Here is a 23,688-nt window from a genome sequence, read left to right as displayed (position 1 = left end):
TAAGAATCCTGCACAGCGGCTTGTCCTGGATAAGCCAGAACAAAAATACGATCTAATAAATTTAGTACCTTTGGTACTCTGTGATCACCGAATTCAGGGAAGTTTATTCATAAAAATGAAATAAAAATGATACGCACCATCGTCAGGGCTGAGAAACAGCAGATCAAACTGGATATTCCAAAAGAGTACATAGGAAAGGAGATTGAGATCACCTACATCCCTCTTGAAGAGGTGAACCAGGAAAGACAACCACTTTCCTCCAAAACAATGAAAGATTTTTGGGGTATCCTTTCTGATGATACCGCCACAAAGTTGCATACCCATATTACAAAGACCAGAGATGAATGGGAAAGAAATATTTAATTGATTCTAATTGTATCATTGATTTCTGCAATGGCAAATTACCCGCCCCTGCAAGAGAACTGTTCTTTGCCATTGAGCAGCCTGTTATCTCTGTAATTACCCAGATTGAGGTATTAGGATTTGAAATAGCTGAAAGGAAAGAAGAAAAGCTATTGAATGATTTTATTTCCATTGCGACCATTCTTCCTCTGAATCTGCCGGTTGCCTTAAAAACAATTGAAATTAAAAAAAGAGCAAGGATTAAATTACCTGATGCTGTAATAGCCGCTACAGCGCTTCACGTTAACTCCATATTACTTACCCGGAATGTTTCTGATTTTAAGCACATTGCAGGGTTAAAACTGCAAAACCCCTGGGACCTGTAAATTTGCCACACACAGCATTCGTATATGACATATCCCGGATCATTAACTGAAGCACAGGCACTAAAAAAACTGCAGCATTATTGCGCCTACAGCGAGCGTTGCCACAGCGATGTGGTCAATAAACTTTTTGAGCTGGGTGTATGGAGGAAAGAACACGATGCAATTGTAGCCGCACTGATCGAGGAAAACTATTTGAATGAGGAACGTTTTGCCAGAGCCTTTGCCGGAGGCCATTTCCGCCAGAAAAAATGGGGCCGCAATAAGATCAAAACGGCCCTTCAGCAAAAGCAGGTCAGTCCCTACTGCATCAAAGCAGGGATGAAAGAGATCGACGAGGAAGCTTATGAACAAATCATGACCGGATTACTGCAGCAAAAATGGGACAGTCTCAAAGGAGAGCGCAACCGTTTTGTAAAAATGAAAAAAACGGCCGGCTTTCTTATCCAGAGAGGATATGAGCCGGAGCTGTTCCAATCGCTGCTTCATACCATCAAATAACCATTGCCATGCACGGTTTCAGTTACCACGAACAATTACTGCTGCTATTTTCCACTCCCTTTTATGTTATGATCATCGGAGCGGAGCTCCTGTTGTCTAATTTTCATTTTCATAAGAAAACCTACACCGTAAAAGACACGTTTACCAATATTTATTTAACCCTTGCCAACGGGTCGGTTGACGTGGCGTTTAAACTTTCTTACCTCTGGGTGCTTATCCAGGTGGCCAATCATAGTGTGGTTCAACCCATCAGTAATCCCGTGGTTTACTGGCTCCTGTTGCTGGTTCTGGAGGATTTTGTGTATTACTGGCTGCATCGCCTGGACCATACCACCCGCTTTTTATGGGCGGTGCATGTTACCCACCACAGCTCTCAAAAATTCAACTTCAGTGTGGGCTTCCGCTCCTCCGTTTTTGAGCCGCTTTACCGGTTTATTTTTTTCATTCCGCTTGCCTGGATCGGGTTCCAGCCGGTGGATATCCTGTTTATGTATTCAGCCACCCAAATATGGGGAACCCTGGTACATACAGAACTGGTGGGAAAGCTGGGCTGGCTGGAGGAAATATTTGTTACCCCCTCGCACCACCGGGTGCACCATAGCTCCAACCCCAAATACCTCGATAAAAACATGGGCATGTTCCTGATCATCTGGGACAAACTTTTTGGCACTTTTCAGAGGGAGTTGCCGGAAAACGAATACGCCCCTATTCAATATGGTCTTACAAAAAACCTGGAAAACCCCAATCCTTTTACCCTTATTTTTCACGAATGGATACAGGTTTACAAGGACGTAACCCAAAAAGGCATCAGTACCAAACAACGTTTGGGCTACCTTTTTGGACCTCCCGGTTACAGCCACGACGGCAGCCGGAAAACCAGCCGGCAGATGGAAAAAGAAGAAGAGCAGGCCCGGCTTTCTTCAAAATAACCGAACTTTAGGTTTCTTATGTCCCTTCGTATTACCCTGATACAAACCCGGCTCCATTGGGAAGATAAAGCAGCCAATCTTGCTATGCTCCGGGAGAAAATTGAAAGCATTCCGCAAACACAGGTTGTGGTATTACCCGAGATGTTTTCCACGGGGTTTTCCATGAGCCCGGCGCCGCTGGCTGAAACAATGGAAGGCCCTGCGGTTCAGTGGATGAAAGAAATAGCCGCCCGGAAAAAAATCATCCTTGCCGGCAGCCTGATCATTCAGGAAGGAGGTCTTTATTTTAACCGGCTTATCTGGATGCTGCCCAACGGGCAATATGGTGTGTATGATAAACGCCACCGGTTTGCTTTTGCGGGGGAAGACGAGCATTATGCCGCCGGTAACAAGCGGCTTATTGCCTCTGTAAACGGCTGGAAGGTGAACCTGCAGGTATGTTATGATCTCCGGTTCCCGGTTTGGGGCCGGCAAAGCACGAACCCGGCAGCGCCCGAAACAATGCCGGAATATGACCTGCTTATTAATGTAGCCAACTGGCCACAGCGACGCAGCCTGGCCTGGAAAACCCTGCTACAGGCCAGGGCCATCGAAAATCAATGTTATGTAGTGGGCGTAAACCGGGTAGGTGATGATGGCAATGGCATTTACCATAGCGGGGATAGCATGGTCATTGATCCGCTGGGCGAAACCCTTTATCATAAAGCAGATGAAGAGGACATTTTTACCATTACCCTGCATAAAACAAAGCTGGAAGAAGTACGCACAAAATTTCCCTTCTGGAAAGATGCGGATGGGTTTACGATTTATTGACCGGCAAAGTCAACCGTTCACTGCGCGGAAACAATCCGGAAAAATAAATACCTAAATTACTTATGTATTGATTTCTTATGTATCTTTATACAGAAATTAATATCTCCGTGAATAAAGCCAGTTTATATAAAGGTTGCCTGGAGCCCATCCTGCTGAAGCTATTAAAGGAAAACGGGCGGATGTATGGCTACGAGATCACTCAAAGGGTAAAGGAACTTACAGCCGGTGAATTAAAGATCACGGAAGGCGCTTTATATCCACTGCTGCACCGGCTGGAAGCAGAGGGCATCCTGGAAGTGGAAATGGAAAACCTGGGGAACCGGGTACGTAAATACTATTCCTTAACACCAACCGGCAAAAAAGAGCAGGCAAAGGCCATGATCGAGCTGGAAGCATTTAAAAACACCCTGCAGCTGATCTTTAATCCTAAACTGGCATAAGATGCTTACTGATGATCAAATCCAATACCTCGATCAGCGCTGCCAAATGGAAGGCATTCGTTATTATGATCTCCGTATAGAAATAGCAGATCACCTGGCCACAGAGGTGGAAGCCATAATGGAAAACAATGCCCGTATTGATTTTCCGGCACTGGTAGATACCGTTTTTGAACGCTTTGAAAAAAACTTCCTGAACATGCTTACAAACGAACAAATAAAGACGCTTGACCTTTTCTGCCAGAAGAAAGGGATCCATTATTATGACCTCCGGCAGGAGATGGTGGACCACCTGGCGGAAGGTATAGAAGGGCAGATGACTTTGGATCCCCAAACAGGCTTTGATACGGCGCTTCAGCGTGTATACAGTGCCTTTGGCATCTCCGGCTTTTCAAATGTGATCCGGCAGCGGGAAGAAGCGACCCGGAAGCGCTCCCGGAAAAGAGAGCACCAATATTTCAAAGCCTGGTTTACATTCCCCAAAATAGCCCTGTCCCTGCTGCTCTTCCTGCTGCTAAGCGCGCCTGTCTCAGTTTTTAACGTACAAAATGCCGCAGCCATCTATAAAACCTATTGCATATTTTTATTTGCCTTTGCCATTTTTGCCATCATTTTTGTGGGCATCCGGTTCAAACGCCCGGCCCAAAAACTGTTGTCGTTAAAACACACCGGCGGCTTTACTGTTTTCGTGGGTCTTTTCCAGGTTCCCAATCTTTATTTTAACCTGGCGGTGAATGGTTTTGAGCTCGATATCAACCACACACCCTGGTTCAACCTGGCAATGGCCGCGTTCTGCACGCTTGCGATCCTGTTTACCCTTGCCCGGTACCATGCCTATAAAGCCATTTATGCAGATGCCCGCCGGCAATACCCGTTGGTTTTTTAGATCTTTTGTTCCAGGTTTAATGCACAACGTTCACTGGCCTGCGCTTGCCGGAAACCAGTGTCTTCGCCTATAGCGTGCATCTTTTGCGCACAGAATTTCACAGAGATATAGCCCCGGGCAACAGTAAGCTTAAGATGCCGCATTGAAGAATCAACCGGAACCCCGGCCGATAGCATCTGCCTTTTGCGCAAAAATTCCGCGGATATGCACAGAGGGGTATTGCGGGCAGGGGAGCGACGCATACCGGACTGCCGCAGATCTCCACTTTCAAATTTCCATGTGCTCAAATCTTCAAATTCTCCGCATGCTTTCCTAACTTGCCGCTATGAAAAAAAAGGTCGCTCAATTATTTTTGCTTCCGGCAATACTCGTCGCTTTTACGGCTAACAGCCAGCAGACCCCATCTACCTGGGAGTCGCTTGAATCAAGGCCCGTACCGGAATGGTACACCAATGCCAAATTCGGGATCTTTATCCACTGGGGCCTGTACAGTGTTCCGGCATGGGCCACCAATTCCAATGCCGATGGCTTTGGCAGCAACTATGCCGAGTGGTACTGGGAGCGGCTGAACAATACCAAACTCAAGATCCATAAAGAATTTGTCGACTTCCAGAACCGGGTCTATGGTCCCAATTTTAAATATCCGGACTTTGCCACGCTTTTCAAAGCGGAATTATTTGAGCCTTCAAAATGGGCGCAGATCTTTAAGGAGGCCGGGGCAAAATATGTAGTGCTCACCAGCAAGCATCACGATGGGTTTGCGCTCTGGCCCAGCCGGGAAGCCTGGAACTGGAACGCTGTGGACATGGGCCCCCACCGCGATCTGGCCGGCGACCTTTCCAAAGCCGTAAAAGATGCGGGCCTGCATATGGGGTTTTATTATTCGCTGTATGAATGGTACAACCCGCTGTATAAAACGGATGTTTCGAAATACGTGGACCAGCATATGCTGCCGCAATTAAAGGATATTGTAACCCGGTACCAGCCCGATGTGATCTGGGCCGACGGGGATTGGGACCACTCCGACACAGTATGGAAAAGCCGTTCCTTTATCGATTGGCTGTATAATGAATCGCCGGTAAAAAATACGGTGGTTACCAACGACCGCTGGGGTACCGGCAATAAGCATTATGGAACTTTTAACTCCACCGAATACGGGAAAGGGAATGCCGGTTTGCACAAACCCTGGGAAGAGTGCCGGGGCATTGGTGAATCCTTTGGCTTTAATCGTAATGAAAACCTGGAGCAATATCAAAGCAGCAAAAGCCTGGTGCATATGCTTATTGATATTGTTTCACGCGGGGGAAACCTGCTGCTGAATATCGGGCCCGCAGCAGATGGCTCCATCCCGGTTATTATGCAGCAACGGTTGAAGGATATGGGCGACTGGCTTAAAGTGAACGGTGACGCCATTTACGGCACCACCGCATGGAAGGACAAACCCCTGCAGAGCGATTCCACCATCCGCTTTACCCGCAAAGGCAATACCCTTTATGCCATTGCCACCACCTGGAAGGAGGTACTGACCATCAAAGGCATTAAAAAAGCTTCGGGTATCAAAATGCTTGGAGTGCCGGGCAAACTCAGCTTTCAACCCGCAGCTGGAGGCATCACCATTCGCGCGCCCCAAATTACACCGGGCAACAACCCCAGTCCTTATGCATGGGTGTACCAGATAGACGGCGCGTTATAAACGGGAGCGCTATTCAACTAATTCTTTCCTACCGTCTTTAATAGCCCGGCTATTAAACTCAATGCATCGGTAATGGTTTGCTCTTTTGCTACCGGAATTTTTAAATAGGTGGCACCTGTTACCGTATCCTTTTCCGTGATCGTGGCAGCGAGGTTTTTAGCGCCATCGGGGGTACTTAATGCACTGATGAATTTTGAAAAGAACTGAGCGCCCTGCTGCACTAATGCAGCAACATCCTCTGCGGACGACGATGCTGCCACAGGAGCTTCCTGCTGATCCATACCCGTTATTGCTTCATCTGCCACCGGATCTTCTTCCATTGCAGCCGAAAAATCGGCCATTGTTTTTTGACGATCTTCCGGCTCCGGCGTTCCGGTTATTTCAGCCTGTTCCTCCTTATCAACAAAATACGCCACTTCGCCGCCTGGTGCTTCCATTGTAATGGCTTCCACCGACTCCATCAGTTTTTTGAACTTGCTGTCGCCCATAAAGATGCTGTCTTCACCATTATCCAATACGCCTGCGGCTACAGAACTTTTAAATTTCAGCACCGCCAGCATTCGCTCCTCAATGGTACCCCGAGCCACGAGATTAATAATGGATACATTTTTCTTTTGACCCATGCGGTAAATACGTGCAATACGCTGCTCCAGCACTGCGGGGTTCCAGGGTATATCCATGTTGATCATGTACGCCGCCGATTGCAGGTTCAGTCCCACACCACCGGCATCCGTCGAAAGAAAGATCCGGCACTCCGGATCCGTATTAAAGTTAGTGAAAAGCGCTTCCCTTTCCCTGCTGGGAACACCACCATGCAGGTTTTCAAATTTTATATTCCGCTGCTTCAACTCCGCAGCAATCAGCCGGGTCATGCGTTCCCACTGGCTAAAAACAACCACTTTCTCTCCTTCCATTGCCAGCAGCTCTTCCAGGATGCTGAAAAGTTCATCCAGCTTGGTTTGATAGTTGGTTTTTTGGTCAAGAATATAGGTACTGTTGCAAACCATGCGCATCATGTTGAGGTTGTTTAGCAGGCTTTGGCGGTCTTTTTCGTTAAGGAACCCCATACGCCGCCATTTGCTTACCAGTCTTGAAACAATATCCTTCTTTTCATCATGAATAGCCTTCTGCTCTTCGGTGATGGAGACCACCAAATTTTTATCCATCCTGCCGGGCAGTTGCTTCAGCACTTCCTTTTTGTTCCGCCGCAGGAGCACCCCGGATAGAGTTTGACCAATTTCGTTCAGGTTGGTATATCCGGTTACTTTCCCCGTTTCGTCTGTTTGCTGATGCCGGCTCAAAAAGCCCCGCAATGAACCCAGCAACAGGGGGTCTGTAAATTGAACAAGAGAGTACAGCTCTTCAATATTGTTCTCGAGCGGTGTACCGGTAAGCGTTAACGAATAAGGCGAGCGCAGCCGTTTAATATTTGTTGAAATTTTAGCGCGCCAGTTTTTAATACGCTGTGCTTCATCCAGGATAATAATATCCGGCTCCATTGCATTCAGATACTGCCAGTCGTTGCCCGCCACATGGTAACTCACAATTTTGAAATAATGCTTATCCTGCTCGTAAATGGCGCGACGGGCCAGTGCATTTCCTTCCACCACCGTAACAGTGACTCCTGTAAATTTTTCAATCTCGGTTTTCCACTGGTATTTAAGTGAGGTAGGACAAACGATCAATGCTTTTTCCAGGCCCTGTTGTTTTTGCATTAAGACCGCCCAGGTAATCGCCTGAAGGGTTTTTCCCAGGCCCATATCATCGGCCAGTATAGAACGCCCGGCCTTAGTGGCAAACAAAACACCCTCCTGCTGATAAGGGAACAACGATGCTTTTACCATTCCGTTTAAAAGTGCAGTGCCTTTTTTGCGCACCAGTAATTGCCGCTGCTGCCGGCTGCGCTCCGCTATAACAGCATCCAACGCATCGGGATAGCACCGGAAACTTTTATTTATTTTTTTTGCCTCTGCAAGCAATTTATCAAAATCAAAATAAGCCGCTTCAAACAATACCTCGGTCTCATCAAAATATTGTTTTGCCCATGCCTTCATTTTCTTTTGGTTTTCGCTGCCTATGCGCAGTTTTATTTTCCGTCCATCACTATAGGCTACATACAGGGAGGAGTACAACGGCTTCGGCGGGCTGTCCCACAATTTTTTAATCCCCCGTTTTTTACCCAGCATCAGTCGTACCGCCTCAATGTGCTTACAGGTACCCAGGCCGTTGGTCTTAAAATCAGGGCAATTGCAAAAATTACGGCTATTGTCTTTGCTACGTAGCGCCACCTTATAGGTGTTTGCAGATTCAGGATTATATACAAGGTAATCGCTAAAGAGCAGCTCCGTTCCAATATTTTTAATAGTAAAAGATACCTGGCCAGCCATTTGCTTTCTCAATTCCGATTGCCATTCGGCTTCTGTCATGTTCCCGGGCTTGCGTGTGTGTGAAACGACTATTTTTACATTTATCTTTTCCCTTTTAGCGGCTGACGATTTTTTTACAGGCACAATTATTTTTGCATTAAATGTAACAAAACAACCCGGCTTTAACGAATTATTTCTTTTGCCTTTTATCTGTGCAGGGAGTATGTTACTTCCATAAGCCGGGACGGCTATTTATCCGGATCAGGTCCTTTACTTTTTCCATTTTATAATCACGCCCCTGGCGGATCGCCTCAACCGTAGGCAGCACCCGGATCTCCGGCTGAACGCCCCGCCCATCCTTCGGAATACTTTTATCCGTAACCAGCCGGAAAAGCGGCAGCCGGAACCGTATTTGGGTCGCAGGCAGGGTTACGTCCGGTATCAGCAGGGCGCTGTTGCCATAGGCGCCGCCACCGGTAGGTTCTCCCAGCACGATTATATGCTCCTGGCTCCGCAGGCCACCCACCACCAGCGACGTAGCAGAAAAAGAGTTGCCACCGCTCAGCAGGTAAACAGTTCCCTCGTAGTGGTTCTTTTTCTTTGGCCGGAAATAGTGTTTCTCATACCAGGTAAAATGAAAGCGTCCGTCAGCTTTTTTATGCGTGGTAAAACGCATAAACCACTTCAGCGCCCAATCGTTGCGGATGAATCGACTATAGGCTGAGCTCCGGGTTACCGCAAACAACGAATCGGCCAGCTTAAACGGCCGGTTACTGAGGTATTTCATAAACAGGTTGGAGTTGCTGACCCTGCCGCCGCCATTGCTTCGCAGGCCCACCACCAGGTTTTCAATTTTTTGCCGGCGCAGTTTCCGGAACGAATGCCGGAAGAATGACCGCAACTCCAGTTTTTCGGAAAAGCTGTTCAGCTCCATCACGGCAAAGCGGCCGCTGCTGTCTATTTGCAGGGAGCGCTCTTCCTGCAGCCGCTTCCGTCGTGGCTCCTTTTGTTTACGTTTTGATAAAGCCGTTTGTTTACGGCTGGTATCCACCGGGGGCTTGTAGGGGCGGATCAGCCTTTTGCCGGGCCTGCCCGTACTGTCGCGGAACCGGATGTCCAGGTCCCCGGGCCAGCCATTGACCCAGGTATACAATGCCCCCAGGTAAGTACCGGTGCTCAGGCGCTGGTCCTGCGCGATGCGGTTACCCCCGTCTGCAGGAATGTAGCCCCGCAAACTGTCCAGCACTGCTTTTACAGGTTTGCACCCAATAGAGTCGATCAATGCCCCCCGTACCAGGCTGCTGTCGTTCTTAAAAATATTATAGGCCACTACCACCGTATCATTCCAGGTTTTTATATATAAAGGGAACAGGGGCTTGGTTTTCAACGTATCCATATACTTCGTATAGTTCCTGGAAGCCCTTACAGAAGTGTGCCCGCAGCGGACCGTAGCAATCACCTTTGTCAGCACCCTGCGGAATCCCTGTTCTGTAAGGCTGTCCTTTAATTGGAGGGCTCCTGCTTCAAACGCACTGTCCATGGCCGGTTTGGCCGTATACCAGTATAAAGAAGGATGCCGTTCTTCCAGTATCTTGCGGAAGAGCCGGTAATCGGACTGCAGCTGCTGCGGGCCGAATTTTTTATCAGGGTTAAAGGCCTCCCGTCCTGCTTTACAGGAGTACAGGATAATACCGATAAACAAACCGATCCACCATTTCATGCAGGAAGCCATTTTTATTGATGCGTTAAAAATAAATTTTTTATCATTTGTTTCCTTTATCTTTAAGATGTAAAGTTTCTAGGGACCTACTTCATAACTGCTATCCCCAAGAATAATTATTGTAACCTGAAAGGATTGCCTATGTCGTTTTTAACCCGGTTGCTGCAGCCCTTCCGGCACTATGCAAAGGCCGTTACCGGCCTGAAAAACAGCTTTCTCCTGTTTTGTTTTGTCGCTATTCATTTTATTTCAAATTCGGCCAGTCTAACTATTGTCAACGATCGTTTTTATGTAACAGGATCTGTTGCTGAGGCATCCATGGTTGTTTTACAATCTACCAATGGTATAGAAAACTCCGTTACGGACACCTGTCTGTCAAAAAAGGGGCGTTTCCATTTTTCAGGAAAAATTAATGGCACCAGCAAAGCCATTCATTTATTCTCTTGTTACTTATTAACAGTGGTAGACTTAACTATCGAATAATAGAGCCGCTCCAGCAGGCGCATGTCTTTTGTAATAATAAGTGCCCGGGCCTTCAAACCGTTTTTGTATTGGATCGTTCTCTCCTGGTTGGTCAGCAATCCCTGGTTCAGCTGCACCGTTCCCAAAAAGGTACTGTCTATGGATATAGCGGACACATAATTTAAGATGCCGGGCACAAAACCCATTTCCTGGTAGGGATAGGCGTCGAACCGCAATTGCACTTTCATACCGGTATCCACTTTTCCGAAGTTACTTTGAGACAATTTTACCTCTGCATAATATTTGCTGTCCGGCGGGTTTACATAACCCAGTATTTTCCCGGCTTGTAAATACTGGTTTTGTTGTAGTGGCAGTGCAAACACCACCGTTCCCCCGGCAGGAGCCTGCAGGGTATATTGCCGCAGCCATTCATCCACATTGCTTTTTAAGGTTTGCAATACCTGCTCAAAAGTTTGCTGTTGCTGCAGGATATCGTGGTTCAGCTGGTCTATTTCTTTTTGCTTGTCCCGTATCTGGCTTTGCTGGGTAATGAGGCTTATCTCCATTTGCGGGTCGGACTTCTGTTTGTTCAAAAGCGCGCTTTGCGCCTGGCGGTATTCTTCTGCGGAGATCACTTTTTCTCTAAAAAGCTTTTCGTTCATTTCAAAGGTTGTCCGGGCCAGCTCATTGTCTTTTGTCGTAAATTCTTTTTGCTGCGTTACCTTCTCTTTCATATTCTGAAGCGATGCAATATCACTGCTCAACAGTTCTTTTCTCCGGGAATAAAACCCGTTCACCAGGTAATCATTGTACTGTTGCAATGCAGTAACAAAGGTTTGATAACCGGCCTGCAGTTCTCCCAGGTTGTTAAAACGTGTATTAAATAAACCGACAATGGAACCTGGCAGTCCGCCACCCAGCATTTTCAGGCTGCTGTCCAACCTGGCGGAAAGCGCAATCACTTCTTTGGTGTCGGCATTGGACTCCAGCCAGCCCAGTATCTGGCCCTGCTTTACGTGTTCATTGTTCTGAACAAATAGCGCTGTCAGCTTCCCGGTTTGTTTGGGTACAATTTCCTTGGGTGCGTTCTGGCCGGTAAGCACGGCACCCGCTTCGATAATATCCGGGTACTTAATAAACCAGGTACCCGCGGTAAGCAATAATAACAGGACCAGGAAAACGATCAATGCCCATTTTTCCCAAAAATCCGGCCTGCGGCTGATGATCTCCTGGGCGATATCTGAGCGCTCCCGGAAAGCCTCACCCTGGTCCTCTCCAAGGGGAAGGGTCTCCAGGTCTGCCCGGCTGAGTTCTACAATGTCCCTGTGCATATTTTTCATGTTGCTTCTCATTTCAACTATCAAATCACAAACCTGTAATCAATTGCCCAGCTCCAGCTGGTTCTTTACCAGTTCATAATATTTCCCTTTTAAATCAGAAAGCTCCTGGTGCGTCCCTTCCTCAACGATCTTACCCCGGTCCAGGACTACGATCTTATCCGCATTTTTCACTGTGCTCAGGCGATGCGCCACTACCACCACCGTTCTGCCTTTAAAAAACCGCCCCAGGTTTTCGATGATCTCTTTTTCATTATTGGCATCCAGGGAGTTGGTCGCTTCATCAAAAAACAAATAAGAAGGGTTCTTATATACGGCCCGGGCAATCAGGATCCGTTGCCGCTGCCCCTGGCTTATGCCGGTACCTTCGGCCCCCAGTTTGGTATAATAACCATTGGGCAGGCCCTCAATAAAAGAATGGATATTGGCGATACGGCAACTTTGGAGCAACCGGTTATAATCGATCTCCTCGTCTCTCACTGCAATATTCCGGGCAATGGAATCATTAAAGATATAGCCATCCTGCAATACGGCACCACATTCGCTGCGCCAGTAAGGATGGCTGATGAACCCAAATTTAAGTCCTGCGTTATTTTCCCCCTCCCCCGAGGAGGCTGTGGGGCCGCCTCCCACCCTTATATCGCCCTCATATTGCTCGTATATCTTTAATAACAATTTAACCAGGGTCGTTTTGCCGCTGCCGCTCACCCCCACAATAGCGGTAACCTTGTTCTCCGGGATGACCAGGTTTATATGTTCCAAAACCGGGTCATTGCCGGCTCCCGGGTAAGTAAAAGAAAGATTGTTGATGGCGATGGATTTATTTTCCGGCAGCTGACTGATATAACTTTTTTGCCGGTCCTCTTCATCATCCAGCTGGTGAATTTCGTTCAGCCGTTCCATGCTTATTTTAGCATCCTGGAAGCTTTGTACAAAGCCCACCCATTGCTGTATGGGACCGCTGAGCTGGCCGATCACGTATTGCACGGCCAGCATGGCCCCAAAAGTAAGCTTGCCATCAATGACCAGCCGGGCCACCAAAAAGCTGATGACAATCCCCTGCAGGCTGCTGATAAAAGTAGCCCCGGCAGATTGCACCTGGCTGTAGTTCAGGTTCTTAAAACCCAGCTTAAATACATTGGCCTGTATATTTTCCCACTCCCAGCGTTTCTGCTTTTCGGCATTGTTCAGGCGGATCTCCTGCATGCCCTGGATCATCTGCAATGTGGTATTATTTTCCTTTGCAGAAAGATGAAAGCTTTCATAGTTCAGTTTTCTCCGGATCCTTAAAAATAACTGTACCCATATAAAATAAATAATACTGCCGATGCCAAATACAAAGAAGAGCTCCACACTGTAGATCATCAGTACTATAGCGTAGATAATAAAATTGAAAAAAGAAAAAATAGTAGACAATGCCGTGCCTAAAAGAAAACCCTGGATCTTGCCATGATCACCGATGCGTTGCAGGGTGTCACCGGTGTGATGCATATCAAAATACGAAACCGGCAACCTTGTGAGCTTGATCCAGAAATCGGATAAGATCTGTATGTTGAGGATATTGGAAATACGCAGCATAATACGGCTCCGGATAAAGCCTACAAAGGTCTGGCTAAAAGAAAGCATGGTCTGGGCAATTAATACCACTACCACATATTGCAGGTTCTGCGCATTGATGCCCACATCCACCACGCTTTGTGTAAGAAAAGGGAAAATAAGGGTTAGCAAAGAGGTAATGATAAAGGCCATAAACACCTGGGCCAGTTGCCACCTGGCCGTGAGTAAATACTTTGAAACCAGCGACCAGCTAAGCTTGTGCTCTTTTTCCCCCTCAGATTCATAGAACACCGGGGTGGGTTCTAATAATAAAGCAACGCCTGTATCATTGCCTTCCTCATCTTTTGCAGCGGCCCAGTGTTTTAAGAATTCGGCAGCCGTATAGGTTATAAATCCCTTCCCCGGGTCAGCCACCATAACGCTGCGTCGCCTTATAGCTGTTAGTACCACAAAATGATTATGGTTCCAGTGCAGGATCGCCGGCACCGGCACTCCCTGTAGCTGTTTCAAGGTAAGCTTTACCCCCCGGGTCCTGAAGCCGATCTTTTCGGCTGTATCACTGATACCGAGCATGGATACCCCGGCCTTGCTAAAACCCGCCATCTGGCGTAATGTATCCGCATTATAATGTTTGCCGTAAGAACGGGCAACCATGCGCAAACAGGTAGGGCCACAGTCCATGGCATTGAGCTGCTTATAGAAGGCAAAGCGTTTGTCAAATAGTTTCACCAGCGTTTGTTTTTGGCTATTTCAAACCTACTTATTTTTCTTCATTTGGGAAAAAAAGACACATGATATATTACATTACACAATCAAAAAATATGTTTTTTTTGTGATTTATATTCATTATTTTTAGGATAGATAATAGTCGGGATTTTTTTATAACTGCTCAATCTCAGAACATTTATTTTAACCTAAAATGATTGCCAATGTCCTTTTTAACCCGGTTGCTGCAACCTATGCAACCCTGCGAAACCGCAGCAGCTTATCTATTAACCTGCTTAAACGTACCGTTTACCCGTACCCATTTACAGAAAGAATTAGAGGAGCATCCGGATTATCCCAGCCTGGCTGCTATTGCTGATGTATTAGGTATTTCCTATAATGTGGCCAGTGGAGCGCTTAACATGCAGCGGGAGCAGATCCTTGCCCAAACGGAGATCCGAACGCCTTTTATGGCACATATCAAAAGCCCCCGGGGCGGAACCGTATTTTCCGTTGTTACCCGTTTTTCTGCAAACGCCATCGGGCTTTATGATCCCGGCTCCCAAAAAACAGAAACGCTTTCTCCCGAAGCCTTTGATGCCCTGTACCTGGGAACCATCCTGGCCGTGGAAGCAGAAAAAAGTTCCATAGAAAAGGAGTACGCAAAACATCAGCAGGAAGAAAAACAAAAAAATAGGCTTTCCCACCTGCTGCTGCTGAGTTTGCCGGTGCTCACCCTGGCTATCTGCCTGCTGGCGGTTATTACCACCCGCTCCTATGCGGTTATTGCACCGGTGGTTTTCACCCTCATCGCTCTTTCCGGCACGGTTGTCAGCACCCTGCTCTTATGGTTTGAGGTAGACCAGTACAACCCGGCCTTAAAGCAGATCTGCCAGGCCGGCAAAAAGGTAAACTGTTCCGCCGTTTTAAATTCCAGGGCTTCAACCCTGTTCGGGTTAAGCTGGAGCAGCATTGGCTTTACCTATTTCGCAGGTATGCTGATCCTGTTACTGGTTACCGGTATCCGCAACCCGGTAAGCCTGGAGCTGCTCAGCTGGATCAATATGCTCGCACTCCCCTATATCGGTTTTAGTATTTATTATCAATGGAAGATCGCCCGGCAGTGGTGCCTGCTCTGCCTGCTGATCCAGGGCCTGCTCCTGTTACAGTTTGTAACCGCCCTTTCGGGGAGTTTTCACGGTTTGTTGCCACTGTCTGAAATTTCCGGCGCTGCAGCGTTTTCGACAGCGGCCATCTTCGGAACCGTATTTATCGCTATTCAATTGCTAATACCGGCTCTTAAAAAAGCAAAAGCACTGCGGAAAAAAACCACGGAACTCCAGCGCCTGAAACACAACCCACAGATCTTTGAGGCCTTACTGGCCAAACAAAAGTCTATTGAGATGCCGGCTACAGACCTGGGCATTACCCTGGGTAACGCTAAAGCCCGGTTTAAGCTCGTAAAAGTATGCAACCCTTATTGCGGACCTTGTGCAAAAGCACATCCTGTAATGGAAGCGCTTGCAGAGAATAATGAGGACCTCTGCCTGCAGGTGGTCTTTACCGCTACGGAGGATGAAAAAGACATTAAAAAAGCCCCGGTAAGCCATTTACTGGCCGTTGATTCAAAAAATGATCAACTACTTACCAAAAAAGCATTAGACGATTGGTATAATGCGCCGGTAAAAGATTATGCGGCTTTTGCCGCCAATTATCCTTTAAACGGGGAGCTAAAAATGCAGGACCGTAAAATAAAAGCGATGCGGGAATGGTGTGATGCAGTCCAGGTAGCTTTTACACCCACATTTTTCCTGTGTGTGAATACTGCAGAAGAAAATGCGAAATTTTACCAACTCCCGGAGTTATACACAGTAGCTGATCTGAATTATTTTTTAGCGGTATAATAGAAACCCTATGTCATTAGTAAAAGCCATCAAGCGGCTGGAATATGCCAACTATTTAATTAAAAGAAAAGCCACCGGCGACCTGGAAACCTTTGCACGGAAAATGAAATTGTCAAAGAGCGCCATAAAAGAGATCTTATGCCAAATGCGGGAGCTGGGGGCAACCATTATTTACGACCGGCAGCGCAAAACATATTATTATACGGAAGATGGCGAGTTTTGTATTTCCCGGTTTATGAAATACGGAGAGGTACTGGCAAGAGAGGACACCTGCAAAATCGGTAAACCCGAAGAGCTTTGCTTTTCCGAAAAAGCCATTTTTGTACTTTGTAAAGAAATATGAAGAAATTTTTCGGGGCCAGAAATAGCGGCCCGGGGAATTTTAGCTTTGATGGTTCAAATGCTTTCCTTTATTCTATCTGCAGTACGAATGAGGAGGAAGCGATTATTAAAGTATTAAAAATTTTAAACAATGAAAAAACTGAAATTGAACTTTCAAAACATTGAAGGAACACAGGTCCTTACGAGAGATCAGTTAAAAAAAATACTGGGGGGAGATGGGGGAAGTGGCGCAAGCGGGGGAAGTGGTAACATGAAGTATCGGTGTAGTTGTGTCGGCGGTGCGGGCATGATGCACTGGAATAACATGCCATCTCAAAGTTCTATTGACAATTTTACATCCAATTGCAGTTCGGGTAGTTCGAGTTGCGGATGGGTAAACTGTAGCAACCCCGGCGCAGAATGTCCGGCTTAAACAGCCATTCCCGTATAAGTTTATCTAACTTTAAGTGCTTAGTTAGCTTTTCGTTACGCAAATATGAAGAGAAACTTTGCACTTACTGTTTAGATATTTCAGTACTTTAATATTGATAACTCATGAGGACTTGGATTCTTTTTTTATTGTTGCTCTTTTACAATCAGAGCTCGGGCCAGGTATTCGTTAATGGCACAATAGAAGATAGTTTAAAGAATAAGATAGTCTTATATACTCCAATAAACAATTTTTATAATTCCGATATTTTTGATTCAACGAATATTATTTTATTAGATTCAAATAATTCGTTTCAAAAAAAGCTCACTTTACCAAAGGGGCCCATGTTTTTTTGCATTCGTGTTGGTTATTTTCCGTTCTATTTTTTGGCTTTTTCAGGAGACACCATTTCGTTTGATATAAAAAAATCTATTGTTCGAGACAGTAGCGGGCTAAGAGACGACGGCGTCATTACTTTTACAGGTAGGAATGGTGACGGGAATACCCTTTTTAATAAATACAATTATTATCCCTCCCGTAAACATGAAGATTTTTATACTTCTTTAGAAAAAACTGATATATATCAAAGCAAAGATCTAAAACTTTTTGAGTCGGTGCTAAACAGTCAGGTAAATGATTTTGAAAAACTGTATAAAAAAGGAAAAATCACGGCACCTTTTTTTAATTTTATTGAACGTGCCATCAAGCAAGATTTGCTTATGCATTTTTTATATCAGGCGAAAACATCCAGGCAATATTCTTCATCAGAAAAAAAAGCACTTTTTAATCAGCTATCGCCACTTTTTGACAATGATCCGCAACTCGTTAAAGGTTACATATATGGGCGCCTTGCAGCATCTACAAAATACTCATTTTTACTACTTAAAGAGGATAATTATAATATTGACGTTAACGACCCTCCCCAAAAACATTTAGTGATAGGAGGGGAATCATATTTTTTAAATGGAAACCTTTCCATGTGTATGAAAGCCCCTAACGATGTAAAAGAAGGTTTTTGGGCTATGACTTTACTGCGATATAAAAAATTGTTTCCAATGAGTTATACCCAAAAGGATCTAAACACATTTTTAGCGATATTCCCTCAATCGGCATACAAAAAATATCTCTTTCCTTTTTTCTATGAAAAGAAACCAAGGAATACTACCGATACTTTACAAGTCAAACTATTACAACTTTCTTCAATAGACAATTTGGATAGTCTCGTTAAAAAGTTCTTCAAAGGAAAGGCTGTTTTAATAGACCTATGGGCTACTTGGTGTGGCCCTTGTGTTGAAGAAATGCAGTTCAATGCCGAAATTGATCGTTTTTGTAAGATAAATAATGTTGAGCGGCTTTATATTTCCTTTGACAATACCGAAACAAGGGAAAAAATGCTCAATTTTATAAAGCATTATCCATTGGAGGGCTCTCATGTAATGATCAGTTTTAAACTCAAAGAGGATATTCAAAGCCGCATATATGGGAACTTCAGGGAAATTACAATACCCAGGTTTATTGTAGTTAATAATAAAGGGGAGATTTCAAACAACAACCTTCCACATCCCTCAACTGGAAATCTGTTTTATACTGAGCTAAATAAGGCTTTTGAAACAAAATTGTAGCCAATGAAGAAATTGAACTTTCAAAACATTGATGGAGCATTGATTCTTACAAGAGAGCAGTTGAAAACGGTGATGGGGGGAAGTGGGAACGATAGTGAAAGTGGGAAACCTCATTGCGCCAGTCCATGTACATCAGGCTCCGATTGTTCTGGTGGAGACAACACATGTACAAAATGTACCGCATTATTGTTCGATGTGCCGAACGTTGGAAAAAAAGGAGATAAAATATGTCAAACTACTTGACACGTCACTCAAAAGCTATTTACTTTTTGTAGGTAGCTTTTTCTTTACCAACGCTTTAATAGACAACTATTGACATGAGAAAAATTAAAATTGGTTCCCTTATATTTTTCTTCGCCATTATTGGTTTGGTTTCAAAATCAGCCCTTCTAACAATTGTTAACGATGATTTTTATCTAGCAGGATCTGTTGCTGAAAAATCCACTGTTGTTTTACAATATACCAATAGTATAGAAAACTCCGTTACAGATACATTTCTATCAAAAAAAGAGCATTCCCATTTTTCAGGAAAAATTAATGGCACGAGCAAAGCCATACTTTCCATATATGACCTCAACCGGTCTCTTCGCGGAGATCTTTACTTTTTTCTTTCCCGGGGCTCAATCGAGGTGAAAGCTAAGGAAACAACTACAATGTACCAGGTTCACAATTGTCCCAACTGACAGATTCAATTAATAGTTTGTTACTCAAAAAATGAGCAGTTAATTAAAAAGATTTTAGAACCCGGACTCATAAAAACAGGACACTTTACGAAAACTCTGTAAAAATGCTTGAAGTACCATTGACTATGCATAAAATAATAATATTAGTTCCTTTCAGAAATGTACGTCCATATATTATTGATTGTATAAACTCTATTATTGGGCAACACTATAACAACTATGAAGTTTTTTTACTGGACGATGCGTCAGACGATGGAACACTCGATCTTATTGACGGAGAAGTGGAGAAGTTTCACCGGGTTAGAAATAAAAAACGCCTTGGTCTGATGGAAAATATTTATAAAGCACTAATGGAGCTTCCCATTAAAGATGAGGACATTGTGATACAATTAGACGGGGACGATTATCTTTTAGGGGAATATGTATTACAAATTATTAACGCGACATACGATAGTAATACCTTGCTTTCTTATGGGCAATTTATAGACAATTATGGACGCATGGGATTTTGTTCGCCTTACTCAAAAGAAGAGTTTGCCAGTATAAGAAGCGTTCGTTGGAAGGCCTCGCACATAAAAACCTTTAAATATAAATTATTTAAAGCTTTTCTACGGCAGGATCCGCATTGTGAAAATCTCAAGACAGAAACTGGGCAATTTTATGAATACGCCTCGGACATAGCGCTTATGTTTCCACTTATGGAAATAGCTGGCTTTGAAAACACTGCAATGATCCAGAACATTGTCTACTGTTATCGTCGCCACCCCAATAACGATGGTGCTTCAACTGTAGGCAGACAGCTACAGCTGGATGTTGAAAACGCCATAAGAAATCGCACACCATTAAAAAGAATGTTTTAAATCAAAGCCTTCCTATCATTTCGAAACAAGGTAAGTTTATTCTGAATAAATCGCATAACAATACAAAAATGAAATAACAGACTATTCATGCAAATATCAACTCACATAATCAATCTTCCCTCACGTCCTGAGCGCAGGCAAGCCGTATTAAAAGAATTTGAAAACAAACCCGAGTTTACGGTAACAGTAGTGGATGCCATACAAAATGAGGTAGGTCTGCTTGGTCTATGGTCAACGATGAAACAGATTTTACAAGATTGTGTACAGACAGAAGATGAGCTTATCTTAATTTGCCAGGACGACCATCAGTTTACAGAACATTATTCCTTTGAAAAACTGCAACAGTGCATTGAGGACGCCAAAGCCCTGGATGCTGACATCTTATTGGGTGGTGTAAGCTGGTTCCAGAGTGCATTTTTTTCTACCGAAAATCTATTTTGGACAGAGAAGTTCTCCGGCCTTCAGTTCGCTATTTTTTTCAAGAGGTTCTTCAAGCCATTTCTGGACCTGGAACTCGACGATTTTGATGCGGGAGATTATCGCATATCCGCATTTACAGACAGGAAATGGGTGATATGGCCTTATATTTCAACCCAGCAGGACTATGGTTATTCGGATGTTACACTGAAAAATAATAAGCCCGAGCGGCAGCAAACATTGTTCAGACAAAGCGAAGGAGCGCTAAATACATTACTTGAGGTTTCCCGGTATTTCAACAAACGCATGCTGGCCGGTTTCAATGTATCTATTGATCTTGATACGGTTACCATACCTACCTTTATTATCAATCTACCGGAGCGCTGTGACCGTTTAGCCCATATCAGGCAGGAATTTAACGGACGACAAGAATTCGACATTACCATTGTTGAAGCAATAAAAGACCCTGTGGGAGCTTTGGGTTTATGGAAAACAATCCGAAACATTGTTACCACTGCCATGGAAAATGAAGAAGACCTGATCATTATATGTGAGGATGATCATGTGTTTACTAATTCATATTCAAAACAATGGCTAGTTACTTCCATATTATATGCACATGAATTAGCTGCAGACATCTTAATGGGTGGCCCATCAGGCGGATTTTCCCATATTCTCCCTATCACCGATGAGTTGTGTTGGATCAACGCCTTTTATGGTTCTCAATTTATGGTTCTTTACCGAAAAATATTCCCCTTAATTTTAAACGAGCCATTCGATGAATCGGTAACTGCAGATAACATTCTTTCGCAAATTGCCGCTAATAAGTTATCCTTTTACCCTTTCATTTCCGTTCAAAAAGACTTTGGTTATTCTGATGTAAATGATCGTTCATTGGAATATCGGCATATCAACTATGTTTTTGAGCAATCGACTCAACGGTTCGAGCGTGTAGTACTAAATTTTAAGTTATACGGGATGCGTGATAAATAAAGAAATCTGTAAACTAAAATACACTAACTTTTGATCAGGAAAAAAGCTAATAATACCATCTTATAGCCGCTTATTTCTCCGGTCAAAATCTTTAAACCCAATGAAGCTTTTTATTCACACAATATTTATTCTCAGGGAGAATATATACTTTTTGGAAGAGTGGATAGACTATCATCTTCTGCTGGGAGTTGACCACTTTTACTTATACGACAATTCAAAATCAATAGGACGCAATGGAAGTACTCCGACAACCAATAAATATAACATCAACTTTCTAAAATTGACCGCTGATATATCCGATGAAGAACTGGATGAACGGTTCAACAATATCATATCAAAATATAAAGGCCACATTACCGTAGTTGACTGGCAACCCAAAAATAAAAATAACGAAATCTGCTACGGTCAAAAAGAATCCATTCTACATTACCTGAAAAATACACCAAGCATCGACTCATGGACCGCGTTTGTTGACATTGATGAATTTATTTTTTCGAGATTCGAGTTAAAGAATCTCATCACCATTCTGGACTTTAACAACTTCTCTGACATAATCCTCCATCAAAGAAAATTTGACGACCGTTTTAACAATCTACGCTGTCCTGTAACAAAAATCACGAAATGTATCGCCGGTCTCGACACTTCCATGTGGGCACCCAAGCATATTATAAAACATGAAAACTTCGATACTGCCAGAGTCATGAATACATGGAATATCCACCATCTTCCGGTAATTTGTGGTTATAATACTTATTGCGACGCAACCGGCAAGAATCTGAGATTCAACCATTACAACACAAACGCCGCTCAACTAGAATGGATGGATTCGTTTTACAAATCAGAAAAAAACTTCGCTTTTAATAGCAATTGTACCGAACTACTTGACAGATACAATGAAATGAGATCGGGATCTTTTAAATAAAAACACAGCAATGAAAATAGTTGGATTAACTTGTACGAATGGCAGATTCTCCCATTTAGAAAGAGTGGTCACTTGCTTTCTAAATCAAATCGCTAAAGAAAAGCACTTTGTTATTTTCAACAACGCTTCGATACCCATCACTATGAAACCTCACAAAGACATAACTCTTATAAATAACCATATTGATTATATAACGATGGAGCCATACAAACATCTGGGAAGTATTTACAGAGACGCATTCTCTCATATCCCTCCAGACACAGATCTGGTTAGCCTGATGGACGATGATGATTTTTATCTTCCAGGGCATTTTGCAGACTCTACCAGCATTCTAAATAAACAATCAGAATATAATGTTTGGAAGCCGGGCAGATATTTTAAGAAGCTTGGGCTAGAGGACGTTCAGCTTCGGGAAGCGGACAACGATTTAGAGGGAAGTTGCGTAGTGAGATACAACTACTTGAAGAAAAAGGGGTTTAGTGAACAGCAATCCTTAGAGGTCCATTCCTGTTGGTACAAAAGCGCGGTAAACGAGAAGTGTCTCTTCATAGACCACACCCAAGCCCCGCCAAGTTACTGCTGCGATCTGAGTCACCAAAACACAATACGCATAAGCTCACTCGCAAATCACTATGAAGCTGGAATAGAAATGATTCGCTTATATGAACAAAAAGAAAAACCGGCAAATTTTGGAATAGGGAAAAATTTAACTACATGGTCCGACGCTAAATTTAATGACTTTATAAATTTCTATTTTGAAGTCGGCTCCTATATCTAATAGGATGCTGAAATAAAATGCAAAGAAATCATCCAGAAAGGTTTCAAAAGAAAAAAAGAGAAAAGCGAATTAATTTCTTGTATAGTCTGGCTCTTTGGCTGTTGCCGCTATCTGTGGGGGGAATTGTTTGATAGCGACGTTTTATTACCTCTTAAGTGTTCCAATAGACACCTTGAAAAGCGGGGCAGTGAATATTACAACAACTTATACAGGTCCTCACTTTTGGGCGGCAACCAATAGCAGCAGCCAGGCCATCCGTTACCGGTACCATGCGGTACTGGATATCATCGGGTACCGGAAACGGAAAAGCCTGTTTGGCCGTTACCGGAATTTTATCGATGTGTCATCGCCGGATCCTGATTTTCATATCAACGGGCTGGAGCGCTATAAGAAGCCCGTAGCGTTCCCAAAGGACAGGTTTGCGCTTACCTGGAACAGTACCCTGGTAACAGGGTTAAGGGATCAGCAAAGCAACCTGCTTTCCACCGGGCTGCAGTTCCACATTACCCCGGATGGCCGGCTCAGCCCGTACATTGGGGCCGGATACCTTTATTCCCTGTATAACGCGGGTAAAATGGTTCCATATATTCAGGGTGGTATCAATATGGACCTTCTTAAATTTTAACG

The 23,688-nt window shown here is 44.2% G+C and carries 24 protein-coding genes; 20 read left to right on the top strand and 4 right to left on the bottom strand.

Features of this window, described 5'->3' with window-relative positions; genetic code table 11:
- The first annotated feature begins 126 nt into the window (after window positions 1–126).
- From BLS44_RS24625 to BLS44_RS24585, 8 genes are all read left to right on the top strand, one after another.
- Window positions 127–363, top strand: a complete 237-nt coding sequence (locus BLS44_RS24625; RefSeq protein ID WP_090393422.1) for a hypothetical protein — start codon at window positions 127–129, stop codon at window positions 361–363.
- Window positions 345–728, top strand: coding sequence for a type II toxin-antitoxin system VapC family toxin (locus tag BLS44_RS24620; RefSeq protein WP_090393421.1), 384 nt, complete (start codon window positions 345–347; stop codon window positions 726–728). Before BLS44_RS24625 ends, BLS44_RS24620 begins: the two co-directional genes overlap by 19 nt.
- A 24-nt stretch (window positions 729–752) precedes the next feature.
- Window positions 753–1,226: a regulatory protein RecX gene (locus tag BLS44_RS24615; protein WP_090393420.1), complete on the top strand. Its 474-nt coding sequence runs from the start codon at window positions 753–755 to the stop codon at window positions 1,224–1,226.
- Window positions 1,227–1,234: 8 nt separating this feature from the next.
- Window positions 1,235–2,155, top strand: a complete 921-nt coding sequence (locus BLS44_RS24610) for a sterol desaturase family protein (protein WP_090393419.1) — start codon at window positions 1,235–1,237, stop codon at window positions 2,153–2,155.
- A gap of 18 nt (window positions 2,156–2,173) precedes the next feature.
- A complete protein-coding gene (locus BLS44_RS24605) occupies window positions 2,174–2,968 on the top strand; it encodes an amidohydrolase (RefSeq protein ID WP_090393418.1) in 795 nt (264 codons plus the stop codon).
- A gap of 77 nt (window positions 2,969–3,045) precedes the next feature.
- Window positions 3,046–3,408 (top strand): PadR family transcriptional regulator, encoded by a 363-nt coding sequence (locus tag BLS44_RS24600; RefSeq protein ID WP_218127812.1) that lies wholly within the window; start codon window positions 3,046–3,048, stop codon window positions 3,406–3,408.
- A gap of 1 nt (window position 3,409) precedes the next feature.
- Window positions 3,410–4,291 carry a hypothetical protein gene (locus BLS44_RS24595; protein WP_090393417.1) on the top strand — a complete coding sequence of 294 codons (882 nt, stop codon included), beginning with the start codon at window positions 3,410–3,412 and terminating at the stop codon, window positions 4,289–4,291.
- Window positions 4,292–4,616: 325 nt separating this feature from the next.
- Window positions 4,617–5,984: an alpha-L-fucosidase gene (locus BLS44_RS24585; protein ID WP_090393415.1), complete on the top strand. Its 1,368-nt coding sequence runs from the start codon at window positions 4,617–4,619 to the stop codon at window positions 5,982–5,984.
- A gap of 17 nt (window positions 5,985–6,001) precedes the next feature.
- Here BLS44_RS24585 and BLS44_RS24580 read toward each other — a convergent pair whose 3' ends face one another.
- Together BLS44_RS24580 and BLS44_RS24570 are read right to left on the bottom strand one after the other, a co-directional pair.
- Window positions 6,002–8,494: a DEAD/DEAH box helicase gene (locus BLS44_RS24580; protein WP_218127811.1), complete on the bottom strand. Its 2,493-nt coding sequence runs from the start codon at window positions 8,492–8,494 to the stop codon at window positions 6,002–6,004.
- An 82-nt stretch (window positions 8,495–8,576) separates the two neighbouring features.
- Window positions 8,577–10,070 (bottom strand): S41 family peptidase, encoded by a 1,494-nt coding sequence (locus BLS44_RS24570; protein WP_090393433.1) that lies wholly within the window; start codon window positions 10,068–10,070, stop codon window positions 8,577–8,579.
- 141 nt (window positions 10,071–10,211) lie between these two features.
- On the opposite strand from BLS44_RS24570, the gene BLS44_RS26355 reads away from it, so the two are divergent.
- A complete protein-coding gene (locus BLS44_RS26355; RefSeq protein ID WP_143019922.1) occupies window positions 10,212–10,553 on the top strand; it encodes a hypothetical protein in 342 nt (113 codons plus the stop codon).
- On the opposite strand, the gene BLS44_RS24565 is transcribed toward BLS44_RS26355, so the two are convergent.
- Both BLS44_RS24565 and BLS44_RS24560 read right to left on the bottom strand, forming a co-directional pair.
- Complete coding sequence (locus BLS44_RS24565; RefSeq protein ID WP_176954545.1) at window positions 10,517–11,872, bottom strand: HlyD family secretion protein; 1,356 nt, start codon at window positions 11,870–11,872, stop codon at window positions 10,517–10,519. The two genes, BLS44_RS26355 and BLS44_RS24565, sit on opposite strands and share 37 nt — an antisense overlap.
- A 39-nt stretch (window positions 11,873–11,911) precedes the next feature.
- Window positions 11,912–14,155, bottom strand: a complete 2,244-nt coding sequence (locus BLS44_RS24560) for a peptidase domain-containing ABC transporter (protein WP_245729415.1) — start codon at window positions 14,153–14,155, stop codon at window positions 11,912–11,914.
- Between the two features lie 200 nt (window positions 14,156–14,355).
- Between BLS44_RS24560 and BLS44_RS24555 the strand changes: the two genes are divergently transcribed.
- The 11 genes from BLS44_RS24555 to BLS44_RS24515 all read left to right on the top strand — a co-directional run bounded on the left by BLS44_RS24555 (window position 14,356) and on the right by BLS44_RS24515 (window position 23,686).
- Complete coding sequence (locus tag BLS44_RS24555; protein ID WP_090393411.1) at window positions 14,356–16,035, top strand: vitamin K epoxide reductase family protein; 1,680 nt, start codon at window positions 14,356–14,358, stop codon at window positions 16,033–16,035.
- Window positions 16,036–16,045: 10 nt separating this feature from the next.
- Window positions 16,046–16,378 (top strand): hypothetical protein, encoded by a 333-nt coding sequence (locus BLS44_RS24550; protein WP_090393410.1) that lies wholly within the window; start codon window positions 16,046–16,048, stop codon window positions 16,376–16,378.
- The gene (locus tag BLS44_RS26725) at window positions 16,375–16,542 is read left to right on the top strand and encodes a hypothetical protein (RefSeq protein WP_176954544.1); all 168 of its coding nucleotides are present in this window, start codon (window positions 16,375–16,377) and stop codon (window positions 16,540–16,542) included. Before BLS44_RS24550 ends, BLS44_RS26725 begins: the two co-directional genes overlap by 4 nt.
- A 369-nt stretch (window positions 16,543–16,911) precedes the next feature.
- Entirely contained in the window at window positions 16,912–18,408 is a 1,497-nt protein-coding gene (locus tag BLS44_RS24545) for a TlpA family protein disulfide reductase (protein WP_090393409.1), read from the top strand.
- A gap of 3 nt (window positions 18,409–18,411) precedes the next feature.
- A complete protein-coding gene (locus BLS44_RS26350) occupies window positions 18,412–18,651 on the top strand; it encodes a hypothetical protein (protein ID WP_143019921.1) in 240 nt (79 codons plus the stop codon).
- A 74-nt stretch (window positions 18,652–18,725) separates the two neighbouring features.
- Window positions 18,726–19,091, top strand: coding sequence for a DUF4369 domain-containing protein (locus tag BLS44_RS24540; protein WP_090393408.1), 366 nt, complete (start codon window positions 18,726–18,728; stop codon window positions 19,089–19,091).
- Window positions 19,092–19,195: 104 nt separating this feature from the next.
- On the top strand, window positions 19,196–19,951 hold the full coding sequence (locus tag BLS44_RS24535; protein ID WP_090393407.1) for a glycosyltransferase family 2 protein: 756 nt from the start codon (window positions 19,196–19,198) through the stop codon (window positions 19,949–19,951).
- An 87-nt stretch (window positions 19,952–20,038) separates the two neighbouring features.
- Window positions 20,039–21,361: a glycosyltransferase family 25 protein gene (locus BLS44_RS24530; protein ID WP_143019920.1), complete on the top strand. Its 1,323-nt coding sequence runs from the start codon at window positions 20,039–20,041 to the stop codon at window positions 21,359–21,361.
- A 151-nt stretch (window positions 21,362–21,512) separates the two neighbouring features.
- The gene (locus tag BLS44_RS24525; RefSeq protein ID WP_176954543.1) at window positions 21,513–22,283 is read left to right on the top strand and encodes a glycosyltransferase family 92 protein; all 771 of its coding nucleotides are present in this window, start codon (window positions 21,513–21,515) and stop codon (window positions 22,281–22,283) included.
- A 10-nt stretch (window positions 22,284–22,293) separates the two neighbouring features.
- A complete protein-coding gene (locus BLS44_RS24520; RefSeq protein WP_090393404.1) occupies window positions 22,294–23,061 on the top strand; it encodes a hypothetical protein in 768 nt (255 codons plus the stop codon).
- A gap of 187 nt (window positions 23,062–23,248) precedes the next feature.
- Entirely contained in the window at window positions 23,249–23,686 is a 438-nt protein-coding gene (locus tag BLS44_RS24515) for a hypothetical protein (RefSeq protein ID WP_143019919.1), read from the top strand.
- The last annotated feature ends 2 nt before the right edge of the window (window positions 23,687–23,688 follow it).

The organism is Niabella drilacis (assembly GCF_900101395.1).
In the GTDB taxonomy this organism is placed as follows: Bacteria; Bacteroidota; Bacteroidia; order Chitinophagales; family Chitinophagaceae; genus Niabella; species Niabella drilacis.
The sequence above is the reverse complement of the archived record's forward strand: the minus strand, read 5'-3'. Positions and strand labels throughout refer to the sequence as shown.

What these genes read in the sequence shown, in the direction of transcription:
- BLS44_RS24535 (WP_090393407.1), top strand. Translation starts at nt 19,196, where the DNA reads ATGCTTGAAGTACCATTGACTATGCATAAAATAATAATATTAGTTCCT.
- BLS44_RS24540 (WP_090393408.1), top strand. Translation starts at nt 18,726, where the DNA reads ATGAGAAAAATTAAAATTGGTTCCCTTATATTTTTCTTCGCCATTATT.
- BLS44_RS24550 (WP_090393410.1), top strand. Translation starts at nt 16,046, where the DNA reads ATGTCATTAGTAAAAGCCATCAAGCGGCTGGAATATGCCAACTATTTA.
- BLS44_RS24600 (WP_218127812.1), top strand. Translation starts at nt 3,046, where the DNA reads ATGTATCTTTATACAGAAATTAATATCTCCGTGAATAAAGCCAGTTTA.
- BLS44_RS24595 (WP_090393417.1), top strand. Translation starts at nt 3,410, where the DNA reads ATGCTTACTGATGATCAAATCCAATACCTCGATCAGCGCTGCCAAATG.
- BLS44_RS24605 (WP_090393418.1), top strand. Translation starts at nt 2,174, where the DNA reads ATGTCCCTTCGTATTACCCTGATACAAACCCGGCTCCATTGGGAAGAT.
- BLS44_RS24570 (WP_090393433.1), bottom strand. Translation starts at nt 10,070, where the DNA reads ATGAAATGGTGGATCGGTTTGTTTATCGGTATTATCCTGTACTCCTGT.
- BLS44_RS24530 (WP_143019920.1), top strand. Translation starts at nt 20,039, where the DNA reads ATGCAAATATCAACTCACATAATCAATCTTCCCTCACGTCCTGAGCGC.
- BLS44_RS26725 (WP_176954544.1), top strand. Translation starts at nt 16,375, where the DNA reads ATGAAGAAATTTTTCGGGGCCAGAAATAGCGGCCCGGGGAATTTTAGC.
- BLS44_RS24555 (WP_090393411.1), top strand. Translation starts at nt 14,356, where the DNA reads ATGTCCTTTTTAACCCGGTTGCTGCAACCTATGCAACCCTGCGAAACC.
- BLS44_RS24520 (WP_090393404.1), top strand. Translation starts at nt 22,294, where the DNA reads ATGAAAATAGTTGGATTAACTTGTACGAATGGCAGATTCTCCCATTTA.
- BLS44_RS24615 (WP_090393420.1), top strand. Translation starts at nt 753, where the DNA reads ATGACATATCCCGGATCATTAACTGAAGCACAGGCACTAAAAAAACTG.
- BLS44_RS24585 (WP_090393415.1), top strand. Translation starts at nt 4,617, where the DNA reads ATGAAAAAAAAGGTCGCTCAATTATTTTTGCTTCCGGCAATACTCGTC.
- BLS44_RS24610 (WP_090393419.1), top strand. Translation starts at nt 1,235, where the DNA reads ATGCACGGTTTCAGTTACCACGAACAATTACTGCTGCTATTTTCCACT.
- BLS44_RS26355 (WP_143019922.1), top strand. Translation starts at nt 10,212, where the DNA reads ATGTCGTTTTTAACCCGGTTGCTGCAGCCCTTCCGGCACTATGCAAAG.
- BLS44_RS24620 (WP_090393421.1), top strand. Translation starts at nt 345, where the DNA reads ATGGGAAAGAAATATTTAATTGATTCTAATTGTATCATTGATTTCTGC.
- BLS44_RS24565 (WP_176954545.1), bottom strand. Translation starts at nt 11,872, where the DNA reads ATGAAAAATATGCACAGGGACATTGTAGAACTCAGCCGGGCAGACCTG.
- BLS44_RS26350 (WP_143019921.1), top strand. Translation starts at nt 18,412, where the DNA reads ATGAAGAAATTGAACTTTCAAAACATTGATGGAGCATTGATTCTTACA.
- BLS44_RS24625 (WP_090393422.1), top strand. Translation starts at nt 127, where the DNA reads ATGATACGCACCATCGTCAGGGCTGAGAAACAGCAGATCAAACTGGAT.
- BLS44_RS24545 (WP_090393409.1), top strand. Translation starts at nt 16,912, where the DNA reads ATGAGGACTTGGATTCTTTTTTTATTGTTGCTCTTTTACAATCAGAGC.